At 53.7% G+C, this 21,640-nt stretch carries 18 protein-coding genes; 6 read left to right on the forward strand and 12 right to left on the reverse strand.

Annotated features, from left to right (window positions below):
• Position 1: 1 nt before the first annotated feature.
• Both ABIE64_RS20145 and ABIE64_RS20150 read right to left on the reverse strand, forming a co-directional pair.
• Entirely contained in the window at positions 2 to 760 is a 759-nt protein-coding gene (locus ABIE64_RS20145) for a response regulator (RefSeq protein WP_240478846.1), read from the reverse strand.
• A 147-nt stretch (positions 761 to 907) separates the two neighbouring features.
• Positions 908 to 2,506, reverse strand: a complete 1,599-nt coding sequence (locus ABIE64_RS20150; RefSeq protein WP_354378395.1) for a choice-of-anchor I family protein — start codon at positions 2,504 to 2,506, stop codon at positions 908 to 910.
• Between the two features lie 172 nt (positions 2,507 to 2,678).
• Here ABIE64_RS20150 and ABIE64_RS20155 point away from each other — a divergent pair, with 172 nt between their 5' ends.
• Together ABIE64_RS20155 and ABIE64_RS20160 are read left to right on the forward strand one after the other, a co-directional pair.
• Complete coding sequence (locus tag ABIE64_RS20155) at positions 2,679 to 3,704, forward strand: NAD(P)/FAD-dependent oxidoreductase (protein ID WP_063091900.1); 1,026 nt, start codon at positions 2,679 to 2,681, stop codon at positions 3,702 to 3,704.
• Between the two features lie 6 nt (positions 3,705 to 3,710).
• A complete protein-coding gene (locus ABIE64_RS20160; protein WP_354378396.1) occupies positions 3,711 to 3,908 on the forward strand; it encodes a DUF2256 domain-containing protein in 198 nt (65 codons plus the stop codon).
• Between the two features lie 24 nt (positions 3,909 to 3,932).
• Here ABIE64_RS20160 and pgi read toward each other — a convergent pair whose 3' ends face one another.
• From pgi to ABIE64_RS20195, 7 genes are all read right to left on the reverse strand, one after another.
• The gene (gene pgi, locus ABIE64_RS20165) at positions 3,933 to 5,579 is read right to left on the reverse strand and encodes a glucose-6-phosphate isomerase (protein ID WP_354378397.1); all 1,647 of its coding nucleotides are present in this window, start codon (positions 5,577 to 5,579) and stop codon (positions 3,933 to 3,935) included.
• 154 nt (positions 5,580 to 5,733) lie between these two features.
• The gene (locus ABIE64_RS20170) at positions 5,734 to 6,693 is read right to left on the reverse strand and encodes a PfkB family carbohydrate kinase (protein ID WP_354378398.1); all 960 of its coding nucleotides are present in this window, start codon (positions 6,691 to 6,693) and stop codon (positions 5,734 to 5,736) included.
• Positions 6,694 to 6,843: 150 nt separating this feature from the next.
• Positions 6,844 to 7,428 (reverse strand): tyrosine phosphatase family protein, encoded by a 585-nt coding sequence (locus tag ABIE64_RS20175; RefSeq protein WP_354378399.1) that lies wholly within the window; start codon positions 7,426 to 7,428, stop codon positions 6,844 to 6,846.
• A 112-nt stretch (positions 7,429 to 7,540) separates the two neighbouring features.
• Positions 7,541 to 8,512 carry an agmatinase gene (gene speB / locus ABIE64_RS20180; protein ID WP_007089376.1) on the reverse strand — a complete coding sequence of 324 codons (972 nt, stop codon included), beginning with the start codon at positions 8,510 to 8,512 and terminating at the stop codon, positions 7,541 to 7,543.
• A gap of 27 nt (positions 8,513 to 8,539) precedes the next feature.
• Positions 8,540 to 10,045: an aldehyde dehydrogenase gene (locus tag ABIE64_RS20185; protein WP_354378400.1), complete on the reverse strand. Its 1,506-nt coding sequence runs from the start codon at positions 10,043 to 10,045 to the stop codon at positions 8,540 to 8,542.
• Between the two features lie 69 nt (positions 10,046 to 10,114).
• Positions 10,115 to 10,663, reverse strand: coding sequence for a cupin domain-containing protein (locus tag ABIE64_RS20190; RefSeq protein ID WP_007089374.1), 549 nt, complete (start codon positions 10,661 to 10,663; stop codon positions 10,115 to 10,117).
• A gap of 54 nt (positions 10,664 to 10,717) precedes the next feature.
• On the reverse strand, positions 10,718 to 12,100 hold the full coding sequence (locus ABIE64_RS20195; protein ID WP_007089373.1) for a glutamine synthetase family protein: 1,383 nt from the start codon (positions 12,098 to 12,100) through the stop codon (positions 10,718 to 10,720).
• 301 nt (positions 12,101 to 12,401) lie between these two features.
• Here ABIE64_RS20195 and ABIE64_RS20200 point away from each other — a divergent pair, with 301 nt between their 5' ends.
• The 4 genes from ABIE64_RS20200 to ABIE64_RS20215 all read left to right on the forward strand — a co-directional run bounded on the left by ABIE64_RS20200 (position 12,402) and on the right by ABIE64_RS20215 (position 16,723).
• Positions 12,402 to 13,772 (forward strand): aspartate aminotransferase family protein, encoded by a 1,371-nt coding sequence (locus ABIE64_RS20200; protein ID WP_354378401.1) that lies wholly within the window; start codon positions 12,402 to 12,404, stop codon positions 13,770 to 13,772.
• 115 nt (positions 13,773 to 13,887) lie between these two features.
• Positions 13,888 to 15,249, forward strand: coding sequence for an NAD(P)/FAD-dependent oxidoreductase (locus tag ABIE64_RS20205; protein WP_354378402.1), 1,362 nt, complete (start codon positions 13,888 to 13,890; stop codon positions 15,247 to 15,249).
• A gap of 83 nt (positions 15,250 to 15,332) precedes the next feature.
• Entirely contained in the window at positions 15,333 to 15,815 is a 483-nt protein-coding gene (locus ABIE64_RS20210; protein WP_007089370.1) for a group III truncated hemoglobin, read from the forward strand.
• Between the two features lie 236 nt (positions 15,816 to 16,051).
• Positions 16,052 to 16,723, forward strand: a complete 672-nt coding sequence (locus tag ABIE64_RS20215; protein ID WP_007089369.1) for a cysteine hydrolase family protein — start codon at positions 16,052 to 16,054, stop codon at positions 16,721 to 16,723.
• Between the two features lie 4 nt (positions 16,724 to 16,727).
• Here the strand turns inward: ABIE64_RS20215 and ABIE64_RS20220 are convergent, their stop codons facing one another.
• From ABIE64_RS20220 to betA, 3 genes are all read right to left on the reverse strand, one after another.
• On the reverse strand, positions 16,728 to 18,041 hold the full coding sequence (locus tag ABIE64_RS20220) for an NAD(P)/FAD-dependent oxidoreductase (RefSeq protein ID WP_354378403.1): 1,314 nt from the start codon (positions 18,039 to 18,041) through the stop codon (positions 16,728 to 16,730).
• 177 nt (positions 18,042 to 18,218) lie between these two features.
• The gene (locus ABIE64_RS20225) at positions 18,219 to 19,808 is read right to left on the reverse strand and encodes an L-serine ammonia-lyase, iron-sulfur-dependent, subunit alpha (RefSeq protein WP_354378404.1); all 1,590 of its coding nucleotides are present in this window, start codon (positions 19,806 to 19,808) and stop codon (positions 18,219 to 18,221) included.
• 124 nt (positions 19,809 to 19,932) lie between these two features.
• Positions 19,933 to 21,618, reverse strand: coding sequence for a choline dehydrogenase (gene betA, locus ABIE64_RS20230; protein ID WP_354378405.1), 1,686 nt, complete (start codon positions 21,616 to 21,618; stop codon positions 19,933 to 19,935).
• Between the last annotated feature and the right edge of the window lie 22 nt (positions 21,619 to 21,640).

A 21,640-nucleotide genomic window follows, 5' to 3' on the forward strand; every position in this document is an offset into this window, starting at 1 on the left:
CCTAGACGGTCCTCGTATCGGCACAGAACTGATAGCCGATCCCGCGCACCGTTTTAATCAGTTTGGGGTTTTTGGCATCTTTTTCAATTTTGCGGCGCAGGCGACTGATCTGGATATCGATACTGCGGTCAAACGGGATAGAGCTTTGCCCGCGTACGATATCAACAAGCTGTTCACGCGAAAGCGCACGCTTGTTATGCTTGACCAGCGCCAGCAACAGCGAAAACTCCCCGGTCGACAAATGCACCGCCACATCATCAAGATCGCGCAATTCACGTGATCCGATATCGAGCGTCCAGTCGGCAAACAGGATTTTCTGGGTTTTGGTTTCTTCGTGATGGACCTGTGTCACGGTACCAGTTTCAAAACGGCGGAAAACGGCACGAATACGGGCCAGCAATTCACGCGGATTGAACGGCTTGGTCAGATAGTCATCTGCACCCAGTTCAAGACCAAGAATACGATCTGTATCCTCGCCCACCGCAGTCAGCATGACAATCGGCACCTTGGAATTACGGCGCACATCCCGGCAGAGCGCAAAACCATCCTCGCCGGGCAACATGATATCAAGGATTACCAGATCGATATTCCAGTCACGAAGCGCACGATGCATCTCCGCCCCGTCGGAAACGGTGGTGATACGAAACCCGTGCTGGAGCAGGAATTTTTTCAGGAGCTTCTGGATTTCCTGATCGTCATCGACAACCAGAATATGGGGTTCACGTCGCGTACTCAGTCTCCGCCTCCCTTCGGTCGACAAGCCCGGAACCGGACCGTGGCGCGGAGTTTAGTGCATAACGTTACAGGATTGAACCATTTTACCAAGCACCGGACATAATTGAAAAAGCCGAGGACAAAATCCCCGGCTTTTCAGGTGAAATCTCTTTATATACAGCAGCTTAAAAACCTATTTCAGGTCATAAACTTTTGTACTGCCCGATACTTCGCTTGCCACGATCAGCATGGCATTGCCGGTGGGGCTATCCTTTGCTTCGACAAACAGCATACCTTCCGGGGCAAGTTCACCTGCGGTGTCTGCTTCCGGATTGCCGGAAAAACGACGATCTGAATGATAGGTGACAAATTGCGGATTAGTCGGATTGGTCAGATCATAGACCATAAATCCGCCCTGACGTTCCAGACCGATAAAGGCATAAGGTGTGCCATTAACGTAGCCGGTTGCCAGACCTTCGGGTTCCGGGCCTTTGTCATCCGAACGGTTATCGCGGCTATAGTTTTCAGTGTTCGATGCGTTGAAAACTCTCTCGTAATTGGCCGCCATGAACTGTTCGAACTTGTCGCCACTGTCAAAGACCATGTCGCCATTCGCATTCAGGACCGAGAACGAACGTGCCCCATAGCTGTAGATCACATCGAAATCGCCATCACCATCCGTATCGCCCTGCGCAGTGGTCGTTTTCAAGCGACCGAGGTTTTCATCTTTTTGCAGGGTTGCGGCATTCGGGAAGGCGACCGGATCAAGGGTCAGTTTTCCGACGCGGGTTTCTTCGCTGTAGCCGTCATAGTCGCGTGAGTCGCCTTCGTTTGCCGTCAGGACCCAGGTTTTGCCGCCGATTTCGATAGCATCGATCGTGTCTGGCATATACATGCCCATCACAGGCCATGTACGGATGTTGATTTTGCCGTCCTTGTCGCTGGCATCAAATGCGTTGACCGAATGGTCCTTGAAGCCAAGACCGGCAACCCGGACAACGTTTGCGGTTTCAATATCAATGATCGCCACCGCATTGTTTTCCTGAAGTGAAACATAAGCCGTTTTACTGTCTTTTGAGACGGCGATATATTCCGGCTCGACATCCTGTGCCACGGTCGACGTTCCCGGGTTTGATGTCCGCATGCCATAAGGCAGGTCCACATCATTGAGGAAGCCAAAGTTTACCGTGCGAACATCGGCATCTGACAGATCGGTGAGATTTCCCGATACCGGGATAATCGAAACACTGCCTTCCGGGTCATTGTCGAATGCATCGTTCGGCTCGCCTTCGTTCGCGACCAGAACGTGCTTGCCATCCGGAGTAAATTTGATCATGTCGGGCAATGCACCGACAGTTACAGCCGCAATGAAATCACCATCCGTGTTAAAGAACACGGCCTTGCCCGGTGCCTGTTTGTCGTCATTCTCGACAGCCGCTACGACAATATTGCCATGAACGGCAACGCTGTTTGCCGCCTTACCCCATGTCGAAAGCTTGACCGAACCGATTTTTGCAAGTGTTTCAGGGTCCGACATATCAAGAATATCAATCGACTTGTCGCCACCATTGACTACGAATATGCGTTTGGTCACCGGGTCAAAAGCCGGAATTTCCGCGGCCCCTTCGTCAAACATGCCGGTGCGATAGTCGCCCATCGGCACGATTGAAAGCGGCTTGGCGGCAGGCGATGCCGTATCAACGGCCATTACCATGTTTTTTGACGTTGTCGTGGTGCCGCAGGCACCGAGCATAACCGAAAATGCCACCGTGGCCATCAAAGAATAACGCATATTTCCCCCTGAAAACTGGATGAACCGTGGCAGACAAACTGCGGACAATGCGTAACGGTTTAATGACCTGACGATGACAGTTTCATAAATATCTTCGGGGTGTTGATGCTCCAAACAACGACTTTTGACGTAAGGAGGAAAAGGTTCACAAGGTTCGAACAGGAACAACAAAATGGCCCCAATGAATATTGCCGTGATCGGTGCGGGAATGGCCGGCCTTCGGGCGGCGGCCACACTTCATGCAGTCGGCTTTTGCGTAACGGTTTTTGAAAAAAGCCGTGGTGCCGGAGGGCGACTTGCAACACGTCGTACCGAATTGGGCAATTTCAATCATGGCGCCCAATATGTCACGGCGCTGCATCCGGAATTTCAATCATTCCTACAACAGGCCGAACATCAAAAATCCGTTCGGAAATGGCAACCACATCTCCTTCGTGGTGAAAACGCAACCGCAGGGGCACCGGCATCGGCTTTGAAACGTACAAATACGGCCGCAGATATCTGGTATCAGGGGTCACCGCAAATGAACAAACTGATCACCCCGCTGCTTGATCCGTTTGAAATCCGCAAAGAACACCGTATTACCTGTATCGAAACCGCCGGACCACGCAGCTTTATCCTGCATGACGATCTGGATGGTGAATTCGGGCCATTTGACGGTGTGATTGTTACCGCCCCTGCCCCGCAAACCGCAGAGCTTCTGCAACCACTTGCCCCAAGATTTGATCCCATTGCGGATGTGGAAATGGCACCGTGCTGGGCAGCAATGATTGCATTTGCCAAACCGTTGCCCACGGCATTTGATGCCATGATCCATCCCGATCCTGCGATCAGCTGGGCGGCACGCAATGGCGATCACCGTGATCTGATCCATCGACCTTCACCTGATCTTTGGGTTCTGCACGCAAGTCCGGAATGGTCACGTGATCACCTGGAAGAAGACAAGGAACGCATCGCATTCCTTCTGCTTGAAAAACTGCATAAAGCTAGCGGTGCAAAGCTTCCCGATGTGGTGTCCGTAAACACGCATCGCTGGCGATATGCCCGCACGATCAAATCGCTTGGAAAAAGTCATCTTAGCGGCATGAACGGGCGCGTCATTGCTGCGGGCGATTGGTGTCTTGGTGCAAGGGTGGAAGCCGCATGGCGCAGCGGAAAATGCGCGGCCCATGCCATGATCGAGACACTGATCGGGTAATTTGGGATGCGCCGAAATGCCAATGGTCAAAGGCCGACAAAATCAGCCCTGCCACACAAAACCTGCCTGACCTGTAATCGACCGTTTGCCTGGAGGCGCAAATGGCGTAATTGCTGGGACGATGTCAAATATTGCTCTGCCCGTTGTCGGGATCATCGCGCAAATATCAGGGGCGGTGCCAGTCAGGCTGACACCGCCCCATAAATCCACAGATTTGTCGGATCAAAATTAACCCCGAAGGGCATGCAACTGATGGATCAGACCGGCGGTTGAAGCGTCACGGCTATCGGCAGTTTCATTCCCCTGAACCATTGGCAGCAATTCCTTGGCAAGCTGTTTGCCAAGTTCGACCCCCCACTGGTCATAGGAATTGACGTTCCAGATAATCCCCTGAACAAAGATTTTATGTTCATACATTGCAACCAGACGTCCCAGCGTAAAGGGATCAAGCTGCTTGTAAAGGATCATTGTGCTGGGTTTGTTCCCGGCAAAGATCTTTTGCGGTGCCAGCACATCAATCTCGGCCGGGGTCAGATTGCCACCGGCAAGTTCGTCACGTACTTCGGCCTCGGTCTTGCCGCGCATCAGGGCTTCGGCCTGTGCAAAGCAATTCGCCACCAACTTGTCATGATGGTTTGCCAATGGATGCAGCGCATTCGCCGCAACGATGAAATCAACCGGGATCAGTTCCGTGCCCTGATGGATCAGCTGATAAAAGGCATGCTGGCCATTGGTACCCGGTTCACCCCAGATGATCGGGCCGGTTTCGTAATAGATCGGCTTGCCATCGCGGGTAACCGACTTGCCATTACTTTCCATATCGGCCTGCTGCAAATAAGCCGGCAGACGTGAAAGATGCTGGTCATAAGGCAGGATTGCCTGACTGGACGCGCCCAGAACATTGCGATACCACACCCCGATCAAGGCCAGCGTCACCGGAATGTTGCGCTCAAGCGGGGCTGAACGAAAATGATTATCCATCGCCTGCGCACCGCGCAGCAATTCTTCGAATTTCTCGTAACCAACCGCCAGAATGATCGGCAAGCCGATAGCCGACCAAAGGCTGTACCGCCCACCGACCCAGTCCCAGAAACCAAACGCGTTGTCGGTATCAATACCGAATTCAGCAACCTTGTCCAAGGCAGTCGATACCGCGACAAAATGCTTGGCAACAGCACCCTCGTCTTTCAGCAAACCAACAAGCCAGTCGCGCGCCGAATAGGCATTGGTCAGGGTTTCGTCGGTGGTAAAGGTCTTGGATGCAATGATGAAAAGCGTCGTTTCCGCATCAAGGTCTTTGAGCGTATCAACGATATGCGCGCCATCGACGTTGGAAACGAAATGGCAGCGAATACCGTCGATATGATACGGACGGAGTGCCTCGTTCACCATGACCGGGCCAAGGTCGGAACCGCCAATCCCGATATTGACCACATCGGTGATCGCCTTGCCGGTATGGCCTTTCCAGTCGCCGGTATGCACACGCGCGGCAAAGCGTTTCATACGTACCAAGACGTCCTTGACATCAGGCATAACGTCCTTGCCATCGACCATCACCGGATTGCCATCCAGATTGCGAAGTGCCGTATGAAGAACAGCGCGGTTTTCAGTGATATTGATCCGATCACCTGCAAACATCCGTTCGCGCCAGTTTTCAACATTGGCCGTTTCCGCCAATTCACGTAATGCGGCCATCACATCATCGGTGATCAGGTTTTTCGAATAATCGATAAACAGATCGTCCTGCGTGACATGGAAACGCGCAAACCGCGCCGGATCATCGGCAAAGGCTTTGCGTAAATTAAGGTTCTTGGAAACTTCCGCGCCCAGTCGATCAAGCTTTTCCCAACAGGTCGTCAGATTTTCTGTGGACATTCCACCCTCGGCTTCAAACAGATAGCAAACAATATCGACGTCATGTCAAAACACTAACACGCCGATGCGACCATTTGTGGGACAGTTTGTGGGACATTTTGATGGCAATCCGGCGGGAACAGGATTGCCATCACCACGGATATTAACCGGTTAATCAGTTTGCAGAAAGAAATTCCGAAACCTGCGCTTCGGTCGGGAGGGCAGCAATCGCACCGCGTTTGGTGGCTGTTATTGCACCTACCGCATTGGCAAAACGGCATGCTGCCTCGACCTTTTCCGCGGATTCCAGCAATTGCGGATCTTTCAACAAACGTGACAGGAAACCGGCAGTAAAACCGTCCCCTGCTCCGGTCGCGTCGACAGCCGTGACCTTGAACGGATCGGCCGAACCTTCGAAATCAGGTGTAAAGAACCGGCTGCCTTTCGGGCCCGACGTCACGATCATCAGTTTCCAGTGATCGCACCACAATTCACGAACGCCTGCTTCAAGATCATCCTTGCCGGTGATAAAGGCGACTTCGTCGTCAGAAATTTTCACAATATCCGCCTTGGTAATCGCAAGACGCAGCATATCACGGGCGGCATCGGCACTGGGCCAAAGCGGCAGGCGCAGGTTCGGATCACATGAAATGATCGCGCCGTTTTCACGTGCAATGTCGATGGCCGCAACCGTCGCCGCGCGCGGATCATCGTCGATCATGCAAAGCGTGCCATAGTGAAACAGCGCGCATCCCTTCAGCATGTCCTGATCCAGATCGGACGGCGACAACAGCATGTCGGCCGACGGGCTGCGATAGAAAGAAAATTCACGTTCGCCATCGGCCCGCAATGAAACAAACGCAAGGCCCGTCAGGGCTTCCTTGGTCAGGACAATGCCCGATGTATCGACATTGTCGGCTTTGAGCGTATCGACCAGAAAATGACCGAATGCATCATCGCCAAGCTTGCCGATAAAACCCGTTTCAATTCCAAGCCGCTGCAATCCCACAGCCACATTGCCCGGCGCACCACCTGCGGCCTTGGCAAATGCCGGCGCATCGGCAAGGCCGGTGCCAGTTACGGTCGGAACAAAATCGATCAGCAATTCCCCAAGGCAAACTGCTTTTGCGCTCATAGCGTTTCTCCGTTTATATCGCCCGCAAACGGGTTGCGGGCATTATCATTTGCTGTGGGACGCGACGTTTTTAAATCGATTCAATTCATCAGGCAAAGGAAAAGCCACTTCGCGAACAAAGTGGCTTAATCCAGCTTATCTAAGACACACTCAGGCCGCTTTCCCAAGTGCCACTTCACGCGCACGGCCAAGCGATGTCATCCATTCCTCGAAATGATCGTCATGTTCAAGCTGATAGCGATAATGCCGGTTAAGGGCAGCCGTCAGCTTACCGTCCCGACCAAGCAGATTATCAGCAAAGGCAATCATCCGCGAATTTGGCCAGGCAATCGGACGCATGGCACGAAGGGTTGCAAAAAGTTCATCTTCGTTTGCATCGGGCTGGGTTTGCGCCATTAGCGTCAGCATCGCTGCTGTCGAACGTGAAACGCCCATATGGCAATGCACCAGCAAATGGCCGTCCTTACGGGCATCGACGGTGTTTTTGAGTCCCTCACCAAAGGCGAGAACCTCTTCGACATGGGCGACCGTCGGAGCCATCTGACCGGGCAGTTCATCAATGATATCGTGGAACCGCAAAATGGTACGTTCATGGGGGGCATAAGCCGCGAATGCATCGGGGTCCGGTCTTTCCGGATCAAGGACCGAAAGCACATGCGAAACCGACCGGGTTTGATGGGTTGGCAGTTCATCAATGCCACAAATCGTCAAAAGCGAAATAGAAACCGGTTTCATGTCTTTCCTCCAATACACTGATTAAGCGCAATAACATCACAGCAGCCGTAAAAAGCAAAGGGCCGGTAGTGTTAAAATACCGGCCCGCTTTGAAATCTTTGTGATCTTGCTATTACGGCTTTCGGTTCACCGCATGGATATTCAGCATTTCCCAAGCAATCGTCGCACCGGCAAGCGATGTGATGTCCGATACATCATAAGGCGGGGAAACTTCCACCACGTCCGAGCCGATCAGATTGATCCCCCCCGCAAGACCGCGCAGGATCGAAACCGCCTGATGGCTGGTCAGGCCGCCCAGAACCGGCGTGCCCGTGCCCGGTGCATAGCACGGGTCAAGCCCGTCGATATCAAAGGTGATATAGGCGTGATTGTCACCCACCACGTCCTTGATTTTGGCCACGATCTGATCAATCGACATCGCCTGCACATCTGGCCCGTAAAGGATGTTGTATCCGTGGGTCGATTCATTGTGCGTACGGATACCGACCTGAATGGATTTCGACGCATCGACAATGCCGTTCTTTGCCGCATGCCAGAACATGGTCCCGTGATCGATCCGATCACCATCGTCTTCCCAAGTGTCGGAATGGGCGTCGAACTGAATAAGCGATATACCCTTACCGTACTTTTCGGCATGGGCCTTCAGGATCGGATAGCTGATGAAATGGTCGCCGCCGATCGTCAACATCTTTGCCCCGGAACTGACGATATCGCGTGCGTGATCCTCGATCATTTCCGGGATTTTATGCGGATAACCGGGATCGATGACCATATCGCCATAGTCAATCACGGCCAGTTCGCCAAAGATATCGCGCCCGGACGGAAAATGTGGTGCCCATGCAAGGTTCACCGAAGCACGGCGCACCCCCTGCGGTCCAAGGCGCGTACCAGGGCGGCTCGACGTTGCAAGATCAAAGGGAATACCGGTCACCGCAACATCAATGCCCGTAAGATCACGGGTATATTTGCGGCGCATGAATGACAGCGCACCGGAATACATCGGCTCGCTGGTATTCTGATGCACGGATTTCGCAGTAAAAGCGTTGTCGCCGCCTTTGGTATCAATAACCCCGGTACTGCTCATAATTCGTCCCCTTGTCCTTTCCCAACCTCAGGCGTCGCCCAGTGCAATCCAGGTCGACTTGATTTCACAATATTTGTCCATCGCATGCAGCGAACGGTCACGACCGGTGCCCGATTGCTTGTAACCGCCAAACGGCATGGTGATGGATCCACCGTCCCAGCAATTGACCCAGACAAGACCGGCACGCAGTTTTTTCGCGGCCAGATGCGCCTTGTTGATATCGCGCGTCCATACGGCTGCGGCAAGTCCATATGGCGTATCATTTGCCGTCTGAACAGCCTCTTTCCAGTCCTTGACCGAAATCACCGACAAAACCGGGCCAAAGATTTCTTCCTTGGCGATTGTCATGTCGTTTTTGACCGCATCAAAAACGGTTGGTTCGACATAATAGCCACCGGACTCGGTGCGTGCACGCTTGCCGCCGGTGCAAAGTTTTGCACCCTCGGCCGCCCCCTTCTCTATATAGCCCAGAACGCGGTTCATCTGATTTTCATCGACAATCGCGCCCATCTGACTGTTCGGGTCCAGGGGGTCACCCGGCTGCATTTTGCGGCCTGCCGCAACCACTTTCTCGATGAACTCATCCTTGATGCTTTCTTCAACAATCAGGCGCGAACCGGCCGTGCAAACCTCGCCCTGATTATAGAAAATTCCGCCTGCTGCCGCTTCGGCCGCCGCGTCCATATCCGGACAATCGGCCAGAACGATATTGGGGCTTTTGCCACCACATTCCAGCCAGACGCGTTTCATGTTCGACTGACCGGAATATTGCAAGAACAGTTTCCCGACTTCGCCCGAACCGGTAAAAGTCACGCAATCAACATCAGGATGTAGACCAAGCGCCTTACCCGCTGTCGGTCCAAAGCCGGGCAGAACGTTCAGAACACCCGCCGGAAGACCGGCTTCGACCGCCAGCTCCGCAACACGGATCGCGGTCAATGGCGACTGTTCGGCAGGTTTGAGAATGATCGAGTTACCCATCGCCAGAGCCGGGCCAAGCTTCCAGACCGCCATCATCAGCGGGAAGTTCCATGGTACGACTGCCGCCACCACGCCCAGCGGTTCACGCGTGATCATACCGATTGCGCGTGCTTCGCCCGGTGAAATCTCGTCATAAATCTTGTCAATCGCCTCGGCGTACCAGCGAATGCATTTATAGGAAAGCGGAATGTCATCACCCGCCGCAAGGCTGATCGGTTTGCCCATATCAAGACTTTCAAGCAGCGCCAGTTCGGCTGCATGCTTTTCCATCAGATCGGCAAATTTCATCATGACGGCCTTGCGCTTGCCCGGGGATGCTTCCGACCAACTGCCTTTTTCAAAGACCACACGCGCGGACTGCACCGCGCGATTGACGTCTTCAACATCGCATTCGGCGACCTGGGTCAAAATCTTGCCGTCGCGCGGGCTGATGCAATCAAACGTTTTACCCGATGCCGCATCGACATAAACGCCATTGACAAAGGCCTTGTTGCGGATCGTCAGGCTGGCGGTCTGTGCTCTAAGCTGTTCGAAATTCAACTGGTTTGTCATCGGAAATCCTCCTGACGGATCGCGCGTGCTGTTTGTTCCGCGCGATATTCAAACATGATGATTGTGCAATCAGTATGACGGTGGTGTCGCGGCACTGACGACTTCGCATTCAATGTCGCCCGCGTTACGAAACCGGTGCGGGATTTCCGCATTAAAGTAATAGGCATCACCCGGTCCAAGAACCTGAACCCGTTCGCCCACCGTGACCTCAAGCTTGCCACGGACGACAACACCGGCCTCCTCACCCTTCTGGACGATCAGATTGTCGCCGGTATCGCCGCCGGGCGGATAAATTTCATGAAGGACGCGCAGATTGCGGTCCTTGCGTGTTGCGCCGACAAGACGCATCGACATGGTGCCATCGGAAAGCTCGACGAGGTCTTCCTTGCGAAAGAAAATCTCCTCGCCGTTTTCCAGATCAATCGTAAAGAAGTTGATCAGGCTCATAGGGATGCCTGCCAGAACCTTGGCCAGACTGTCGACCGACGGGCTGACCCGGTTCTGTTCAATCGTCGATATCGTGCTGTTGGTGACACCGGCGCGGCGCGCCAGTTCACGCTGGGATAGCCCGTACATGGTACGTACTGCTTTCAGGCGATCCCCAACCTTTTGTGACATCCGGTCTCTTCCCTGTCGGTCGCTCTTCTCGGCGACCATTTTGCAAAAGTGGCGTTATACCGCGTCAAGATACCAGCGGTATTCAAGCGGCGTGACCTCCGAGAAGAATTCGTCATATTCGGAACGTCGGCAGATATCGAACACCTCGACAAACCGTTCCCCCAGATATTCCTTGACGATGTCACCCTCGACAAAACGATCAAGTGCAGAAATCATGCTGCGCGGGACGATCTTGCCGCCATGCTGTTCATAGCCGTTGCCAACAATCGGATCACCTGGATCAAGCTTGTTCTTGATGCCGTAATGCATCCCTGCAAGAACGCAGGCCAGAACCAGATACGGGTTGGCATCCGCGCCCGACACACGATGTTCGATACGCGCGGCTTGCGGGCTACCGGCTGGGATACGCAGGGCAACCGTACGGTTGTTAAGCCCCCAGTTTGGAGACATCGGCGCATAGGCCTTGTTCTGGAACCGGCGGTAGGAATTCGGATTTGGCGCAAAAATCGCCATGCTTTCAAACATCGACGCCTGCAAGCCACCAATAGCGTTCAACAGGAGATCCGAAACATCCTCGTCGCCCTTGGGCGACAGGGCGTTGTTTCCTTCCTCGTCACGCAGCGACACATGAACGTGCAATCCGTTACCCGCCTGATCGGAATAGGGTTTTGCCATGAATGTCGCGGTCACACCATGATCCCAGGCAATACCTTTGACAACGCGCTTAAGCTGCATCGCGTGGTCTGCCGCCTGCATCGGATCATTGACATGACCCAGATTGATCTCGAACTGGCCGGGGCCTGCTTCGGCAACGATTGTATCGGCAGGAATGCCCTGACGGTTCAGTTCGGCAACCGCGTCATGAAGGACTTTTTCGAAATCCTCGATCTGCTGGAGGCCATAGACCTGCACACCATCCGACGCGATCCCGCCGCCAAGCGGTGCGGGTGGCAAGGGTGCGGCAGTTTGTTCGTTCTGATCGGCAAGATAGAATTCAAGTTCCAGCGCCACGGTCGGATAGAAACCATCCGCTGCCAGACGATCCACAACCGCCTGCAAAACGTTGCGCGGATCGGCAAAGAATTTTGTACCGTCCAAGTTATACAGGCTCATCATGACCTGTGCCAACGGCAGCTCACCATAGGGAACCGCATGCAGGGTTCCCGGGATTGGCTTGGCGATATTGTCCTGATCACCACTGGACCAAAGCATGCCGGTACCTTCCGGGTTGTCGCCGGTGATATCCACCAGACACACAGAACCCGGCATGTTGATGCCTTCATGGAAGCTTTTAAGAAACTTCTGCTTGCTGATTCGCTTGCCCCGGAACACTCCGTTCACATCAGGAATGAGTAATTCGACAAGTTCTATATCCGGATTTGCTTCAAAGAATCGTTGAGCTTCCGCCCTACTGTCTTCGACGAACGACTTGTTCATCGTCTAATACTCCCAGAAAAGCCTGTTTATTTCACTTTTCATCGTGCCCCGCCCAATGATTGCGGTCAAGCCCCTCGTTCGATATATCGTGCAAATAATGCACTGCAAAATAAACGCACGACATCATTGCATTGGATATTAAGAATGGTTTGAAACAACCAGTGCATATCAAATTTGACGCCAAGACGACAAAATTGTTTCATAAAATTTCCCCTTGCAAAGGTGTTCAAAAAAACGAACACTTGTCTCAGATGTTCAACATATCGCACAAAGCAGGCGACTATCGCTGTCAGGAGACGTTATGAATAATTTCGACAAAACCGCCTATTGGCAGGATATCGATCAGCAGCACCACATTCATCCGTTTACCGATACGGCCGACCTTAACAATCGTGGCACACGCGTGATTACACGCGCCAAAGGCGTCTTCATCGAAGATTCGCACGGTAAACAGTATCTGGACGGCATGGCTGGCTTGTGGTGCGTCAATGTCGGTTATGGCCGCAAGGAACTTGCCGAAGCCGCTTATAACCAGATGCTGGAATTGCCCTACTACAACAACTTCTTCCAGTGTGCGAACACACCTGCGATCGAGCTTTCCAAAGTTCTTGCAGAAATCACGCCCGATGGTTTGAACCACGTATTTTATGCCAACTCCGGGTCGGAAGCGAACGACACGGTCGTGCGCATGGTGCGCCAGTACTGGAAGCTTAAAGGCCAGCCGGAACGCACCTACATCATCAGCCGCAAGAACGCCTATCACGGCTCGACCATTGCCGGGGCATCGCTTGGCGGGATGGCCGGGATGCATTCACAGGGCGGGCCGATGCTGCCTGATGTTGTGCATATCGATCAACCTTACTGGTACGGCGAAGGCGGCGATCATACCCCCGAAGAATTCGGCCTGATTGCCGCACGCAAGCTTGAAGAAAAAATCGAAGAACTCGGTGTCGACCGCGTCGGCGCCTTCATCGGCGAACCGATCCAGGGTGCGGGTGGCGTGATCATTCCGCCATCAACCTACTGGCCGGAAATTCAACGCATCTGCAAAAAATACGACATTCTTCTGATTGCAGATGAAGTCATTTGCGGATTTGGCCGTACCGGCAACTGGTTCGGCTCCGACACGTTCGATATCAAGCCGGACCTGATGCCAATGGCAAAGGGCATGTCGTCGGGTTACCTTCCGATTTCGGCCGTTATGGTCGGTGAACGGGTTGCTGACGTCCTGATCAACGAATGCGGCGAATTTACCCACGGCTTCACCTATTCCGGCCACCCGGCAGCCGCCGCCGTAGCCTTGGAAAACATCAGGATCATTCGCGATGAAAAGCTTGTTGAACGTGTCCGCGATGATATCGGTCCGTACTTTGCCGAAAAACTTAAAACCCTTGCCGATCATCCGCTGGTCGGGGCAGTTGAAACCGTCGGCCTGATTGCCGGTATTCCGCTGGTCGATAACAAGGCGACCCGCAAACCGTTCGATAAACCGGGCACGGTGGGCACGATCTGCCGGGATGCCTGTGTTGAAAATGGCGTTATCATGCGAGCCTGCGGTGATCGCATGGTGGCATCACCTCCGCTTTGCATCACGCACGACGAAGTCGATGAGCTGGTCAAACGCGCACGTGCCGCGTTTGATGCAACAGCCAGGAAAATCGGCAAAATGTAGGTTCCGATTTAAATCAAGACATTACACAAACACCCGGCGGGATATATCATTCGCCGGGTGTTTGTGATTTTGTCTCGAAACACTGCTGAAATGCCCTATCTCAAAAGAGTCCGCCATGCTCAAACGCCTTTATCAATCCCCCGCCTATCAAACCGCCACCCTGCCCGACAGCTATTGGGTTGCCAGTGCTGGCCATCTGCCCGAATGTGATCAAATGCCCGATGAGGGCACCATCACGGCCGATGTCGCGATCATTGGTGGCGGTTATTGCGGCCTGTCAGCTGCACTGGAACTGGCAGAAAGCGGCATTGATGTTGCGGTATTCGATGCCGGGCGTTCCGGATGGGGCGCATCAGGGCGCAATGGTGGATTTTGCTGCATGGGCGGAAGCGGCAAAAGCTATGCACAGCTTTCAAAGAAGTTTGGTGATGACCAAACACGCCATTTTGCCAAACTTCAACGCAGTGCGATTGACCTTGTCGCATCGCGGCTTGAAGAGTGGAATGAAGAGTGGAATATTGATGCTGATCGTCATTCGGACGGGGAAGTCATACTGGCGCACAAAGCCAATCGGGTGGCGGAATTGCGCAAAGAGGCCGAGGAAAATAATCATTTTACCGGTATCGAAAGCGAATTCCTGACCAAGGACGAGCTTCGCGAACGCGGTCTTTGTGCGCAGGAAACCCATGCAGGATTGCACGTCAAAAAAGGTTTTGGCCTGCATCCGTTGAAATATCTGGCCGGACTGCATCGTGCCTGTGTAACCAAAGGTGTTCGGATATTTGAACAGGCGACCATTGAAGACCTCCAAGACACCGGGGACGGTTACATCCTGACCTGCAAAAATGTGCGAATTTCGGCGAACAAGGTCGTTATCGCCACTAATGGCTACAGCGCCGAAAACCTGCCAGACTGGATCGGCGGGCGATTGATGCCGGTCTTTTCGGGTATTCTTGTCACCCGACCGATGTCAGATCATGAGCTTGCAACGCAAGGCTGGACCAGCGACCTGATGGCGTTTGATACCCGCATCTTGCTGCACTATTTCCGTAAACTCCCTGATAATCGGTTCATGTTTGGCGGTCGCGGCGGCATCACGGCAACCCCCGCCGCATTTGATGATGCAAAACAGCATCTGTTGGCGCATTTTCGCCGGATGTTCCCCGCATGGCAGGATGTTGAAATCACCCATCACTGGAACGGTCTTGCCTGCCTTTCGCAGTCGTTCCGCCCCTATCTTGGTCGGGTTCCGGGGCATCGGGACGTCTGGACGGGACTTGCATGGCATGGCAACGGCGTCGCACTTGGAAGTCTGGCCGGGAAAATGCTGGGTCAGCAAATTCTGGGCGCCAAGGGCCCGGATGATGTCGGTGCCATCATGGGGACACCACCGGATCGTTTCCCGTTATCAAAGTTTCGCCGGATCGGCCGCAGTCTTGCCTATCGATATTATGGTCTGCGTGACGAGTTTGCGTAATCAGTCAAACTGACCTATGTCATGTCGCGGATATGGCCTTTGCGCTATTGCCCGTATTAATCCTTATCGAGCACGAGACGAGCATGTCAGATCAACCGACCCTTGCCGAAATCAAAGAACGGCGTGAAATCGCGACCCGCAAAATCCGCGAAGAAACCGGTATTGATCACCAAATGATCAAAGATATCGTGCATGGCTTTTATGCCAAGGTACACGACGACGCGATGCTGGGCCCGGTATTTGCCGAGAAGATCACGGATTGGGATCACCATTTGGAACGGATGTGCATGTTTTGGGCATCTGTGGCACTTGCCAGTGGTGCCTATGACGGTCGCCCGATGCAAAAGCACCTGACACTCAGGATCGACCGCACCCATTTTGATCGCTGGCTTGAATTATTTGCCGAAACACTGGCAGAGCATTGCGAAACAGCTGCCGCACGTCACTTCATGGAACGCGCCCTTCGGATTGCATCCAGTTTCGAAATCGGGATTGCTGCGCATAACGGCGTCATTCTGGGTAAAGGCGAACGTTACGATCCGGTTTCGGCATGGTCCCCGAAATAGGCCAGAACTCATAGTAATCAGCACACTGCAAAACTTTTTGTCAGCTTTCTTAAGACCGACATGTTGACAACATTGTCCTGCTCTGAACAAAATATTTTTACGTGTTATTACTAGACGGGGGCAATCTTCGCGCGCACTGAACTGGCAAATCAAAGGGCTTATATTGGCAGCCCTGCAAGATTGCTATGTGCCAGACCGATTGCAGAGTACGACGGACGAGAGCGGAGAAAGACGATATGTGGTCTTGGATTGGCGTCAGCGCAGTCATCATTCTAGCCCTGATTACCTATACGATTTATGGCCACAAACGTCATCTCAGCCCGACAAAGGGTAAGAAAATCGATCTTTCTCAACGCCCAAACAGCGCGCTTCTAATCATTGATCTGCAAGAAGACTTTACGCTGGCCACCGGCAAAAACGCCTATGAACCTGCCGCGGTCGAAAAAACGATTTCCGCGATCAATGAACTTGTTGAAATTGCCAACAAAACCGGTCAATCGGTGATCTCTGTCCGTCAGATATTCAAAGGCTGGTACATCAATCTTCTGGTTAGTCTGTTCAATAATGGGCGCGGTAGCCCGAAATCACCGGGCCTTGATCTTGATGCCCGCCTGAACGGCGATATCGATCATGACATTACCAAAGCCCGCGCCGATGCCTTCAGCGCGCCTGAACTTGAACGCGTTCTTGAACGCCAGAAAGTCGGCAAGCTGCACATCGTCGGTCTGGATGGAAATTACTGCGTCCAAGCAACAATGCAGGCCGCAATCAACCGCGGATATGATGTTTCATTCACCGATGCCGGTATTTTGGCGGTCAATCCCGGCATTTGGCAAAAAACCAAGGCCCGCCTCGCGGCGAGTGGTGCCAAAAGCACCATCACACAAGCCCCCGCCAAGGCATCCTGAAACTTTACAGTCTGTCGCGGATTGAATACCAGGTCATGGCAAGAACCAAAAACGGATAGCGCAACGCCTTGCCGCCCGGGAAACTTGGAATTTTGATGTTTGACATCACATCAAACCGGTCCATCGTGCCCGATATCGCATCGGCCATGATCTGCCCGGCCAGTGTCGCCATGGCAACCCCATGCCCGGAATAGCCCGTCGCGGTATAGACGCGGTCCTCTACCTTGCGGAAAAACGGCATGCGATTCATCGTAATCGCCAATGTCCCGCCCCAGCCATAATCGATTTTCACATCCTTAAGCTGCGGATAGACTTCCAGCATATGCGGCGCAACAAAGGATTTTATATCCTTGGGGAAGTGATAGCTGTATGTCTCGCCACCGCCAAACAACATGCGTTTATCAGCCGACAGGCGATAATAATTGATCACGAATTTTGAATCCGCCACCGCCACATCATCGCGGATCAGTTCACGCGCCAGATCATCGCCCAATGGCTCGGTCGCAATAACGAAATTGTTGATCGGCATCACCCGTCTGGCAACCCGGTCTTCCAGCCCGTCAAGATACCCGTTGCAGCCCAGCACCATCATATCCGCCGTCACCCGATGCCCTGATGCCGTTTTGACAATAACCTTTTCGTCATTGTCATAGCCATTAACCGTCGCGTTTTCAAAAATCCGCGCCCCGGCGGCACGTGCCGCATCCGCAAGTCCAAGCGCGAAATTCAGCGGATGAAGATGCCCCGCCCCCATATCAAGCGACCCGCCATAATAAAATTCCGACCCCAGCATGTCGCGGATTTCATCCCGGCCAACGGCACGAATGGCGTCGTAGCCATATTCGGTCCGGAGTTTTTCGGTATATTCATGCGTGCCTGCAACAAATCGTTCGCGATGATCGGCATGCAGAATGCCCGGTTTCCAGTCACACTTGATGTCATGCTTGGTAATCAGGCTTTTGACGATATCCTTGGATTGCTCCGCAATATCCCATAGCTTTCTGGCATCGTCGCGACCGACCATCTTTTCAAGGTCGTCCTGCTCGCGGCGCTGTCCCGAACCGACCTGCCCGCCATTGCGCCCTGATGCACCCCAACCAACCCGGTGCGCTTCAAGCAACACCACACTATATCCGCGTTCCGCCAGATGAAGTGCCGAGGACAGTCCGGTAAACCCGCCGCCGACAACAACAACATCGCAAACCTGATCCCCATCCAGTTCGACAAAGTGTTCGGTCTTGTTTGCCGTCGCGGCGTAATAGGACGACGGATATGCACCGGACTTGTCATTTGCGGTCAGGAAGCTTGGGGTAAACACGCGATGCCTCGGATTGGTTGTCTTGAGATTTATAATCCCGTCATGGTGCCGGAATTGATCGGACCATCAAGGGAAAACTGGCTAAAACCAGCCTTCGCACATGCTTTTCACCGATTATGTCAAAACAGGCAACAACCGGAACAAAGGATTGCGCAAAAACCGGTTTATAAGGGTAATTCAACGCGCCTGCGTTACAGCCTCAACCATACGAAGGGCGGTTTTGGTCGCAGCACATCCGCCGCGTGCCGTGCATCGCAAATCCGGATGCATCATGGCCCCGATTTTAACCGTCTGATCGACCAACTCGTCATATCCCAACACCGCATCAAACCCGGCCATAACCGCCATTGCCGATGAAAATGCGTGCGACACCCCGGCAACATTGCGCGCATGGCACGGGATTTCAACATCCCCGCCCACCGGATCACAGACAAGGCCCAGCGTATTCATCAAACACATACTGGCAGCGTCAAAACATTGTACAGGTGTTCCGCCAAATGCCTGCGCCACACCCGCGGCCGCCATTGCCGCCGATGCACCGGTTTCCACCGAACAACCACCGCATTCGGCGGCAAAGGTTCCGCGCGCGGCAAACACGGCACCCACCAGCGCCATCACCTGCAACGCATCGGTCGCTCCATCCAGATCAATGCCATGCCGGATAAGGCCATACAGTGTGCCCGGAACCACACCAGCACTGCCTGCCGTTGGTGCAGCACAGACCAGTCCGCGATTGGAATCCCGTTCCATCGCCGAAAGGGCACCTGCAATCGCATCCTGCAAAACCGCCCCGCCCAGCCCTGCGGGCAAATTGGCATCGCGAACCTTGCGCGCCCGAAGGGTTAAAAACCGCATCACATTGTCTTCGGGCTTGGCATCGAACCCTTCGGCCACCACACGCAACATCAATTCGCACCGTTCACGAAACAGGGCACGCGTTGCATCACGTGAAAGACCAAGGCGCCTTGCTTCCAGAACCAGGCCCGCCTCGGCAAGTGATCCGCCCTGTTGTTCGCCCACCGCGATGACCGCATCGCTGGTCGAAAACAGATCATCAGTGGCACACACCGGATATTGCGAGGCAGCAGCGAAACGAACGTCTTTGATACCGTCCTGATCACGTAAAGAGGCAATCAGCTTTGTATCGGGCAAGGTCTGCAGGGCGATTTCGCAGCGGTTATGATCCGGATCGACCGATATTCCGAGCAACTTGTTGCCATTCAAAGCAAGCCCGGCCGCAATGTTATCTGCCCGCGCACCGATATCAGAGCCCCAGACAAACACACTTGCGGTTTTGCCAGTCAGAAAGACCGGTTCGCCATTCATCGCATCGATGTAATACATCCCGCCACCAACCGATGCACCGGCATACAGATCGGCACGATCCGAGCCATTCCGCTCGGTTACGGTCAGTTCAAGGTCAACCCGGTTGGGATGGTTGTTGTTTTCAAGTTCGACGATTTCGACCGCGAAGAGAAATCCCTCGCCCCGCGTCACACGCGGTAAAATGTCACGGTAATCTGTATCCGTCAGCGCCGCCCCGGCAAAACCGGCGGCAAAATTTTCATCCGAACTTTGTGCCTGATACACGGGCGCAAACGACCCGCGCGGATCGAAACGGACAATCGCCTTTTTCAAAACCTCGCCATTGCTGCACGATAATTCGCGCACGACCTTCGCCATCATATAAGGTGCTGCGCAATGGGAACTTGATGGGCCGCGCATCACGGGGCCAATAACGGAATTAAGCAGACTGATTTCTTGCATGGCGGGGCAATCCGGGAAAATTGCATGTGATTTTTCCCGATGATCGCGCGCAAGATGGACGAAAGCAATGACCGAAACGAAAAATCCCCGGTCCTGAAAGATCAAAGACCGGGGATGAGCAGTATCAGCGCTGTTTGGTTTCCCATTCAGGATGGACGAAATATGGCGCATTTGATGGCGGCAACGGATCGCGTCCGCGAATGATATCTGCGGCCTTTTCCCCGATCATGATGGTCGGGGCATTCAAATTGCCCGATGCGATTGTCGGCATGATCGAACTGTCCACCACGCGTAGACCTTCGATACCATGCACGCGCGTTTTTTCATCCACCACTGCCATATCGTCGCTGCCCATCTTGCACGAACAGGACGGGTGATAGGCACTTTCGGCATGATCGGCGACCCATGCATTGATTTCATCATCGGTCTGAATGTCCCTGCCCGGCGAAATTTCAATACCGCGCAGGTCCTTGAAGGCATCCTGTGCGAAAATCTCGCGGGTCAGACGCACGGATGCGCGCATTTCTTCCCAGTCTTCCGGATGGCTCATGTAATTGGGATCAACAATCGGGCGCTTTGCCGGATCGTTTGACGCCAACCGGACCGTGCCGCGCGATTTGGACCGCATCGGACCGACATGCGCTTGGAAGCCATCCTTTTCGGCGGCTTTGGATCCGTTATAGTTAATCGCTGCCGGTATAAAGTGATATTGAAGGTCAGGATGCTGAACACCCGCTTTTGACCGGATAAACCCACCGGCTTCAAAATGGTTGGTCGCACCAAGCCCGGTTTTGAAAAGATACCATTCCAAGCCGATCTTGAATTTGTTCCAAGGATCAAGCTTGCTGTTCAGACTGATAGGCTGGGTGCATTCCATCTGAACGTAAAGTTCCAGATGGTCCTGAAGGTTTTCACCAACACCGGGAATATCTGCCACCACATCAATCCCGTGTTCGCGCAGATGTGCGGCCGGACCAACACCCGACAACATCAAAAGCTTCGGTGAATTGATCGATCCTGCCGAAATAATCACCTCGCGATCAACAGTCGCACGCTTAAGCTCCCCACGATGGGTAAACTCAAGTCCGACGGCACGTTTTCCATCAAAAACAACGCGCTGCGCCAATGCCTTGTCATAAACAGTCAAGTTCGGGCGTTTCATTGCCGGATGCAAATAGGCCCGCGCGGTTGACCAGCGGCGGCCCTTGTAAACCGTCATATCCATCGTCCCCAGACCTTCCTGGCGATAACCATTCTGGTCGGGAGTAAATTCATAACCGGCCTCCTGACCGGCCTTGATCCACGCCTTGTGCAGCGGGTTTTTGCAAGCCCCCGTGGTGACATGCAGCGGGCCATCTCCGCCATGATATTCGTCACCATTGGTGTCTTCATTGCGCGTATCGGCCTTGCGGAAATACGGCAGGCACCGCGCATAATCCCATTCTTTCAGCACCGCATCCTGTTCCGCCCAGCGATTGTAATCAAGCGCATGACCTCGAACATAGGCCATGCCGTTGATTGAACTGGACCCGCCAAAGACCCGCCCGCGCGGTGTTTCCATACGGCGATTGTTAAGGTTCGCCTGCGGCGTCGTCCAATAGGCCCAGTTATAGGTTTCGGACTGCATCGGATAGGAAAGTGCGGTTGGCATATGGATGCGCCAGTCCCACCAATGATCAACCGGTCCGGCTTCAACCACCAGAACCCTGACTTCCGGGTCCTCGGTCAGGCGACTGGCCAGCACGGCACCGGCAGAACCGGAACCGACAATAACGTAATCGTACTTTTCCGTGGTGGTCGGCGTATTCATGCTTTTTCCTTATCTTCAACAG

The sequence above is a fragment of the Thalassospira sp. MBR-102 genome, from assembly GCF_040549275.1.
In the GTDB taxonomy this organism is placed as follows: Bacteria; Pseudomonadota; Alphaproteobacteria; order Rhodospirillales; family Thalassospiraceae; genus Thalassospira; species Thalassospira xiamenensis.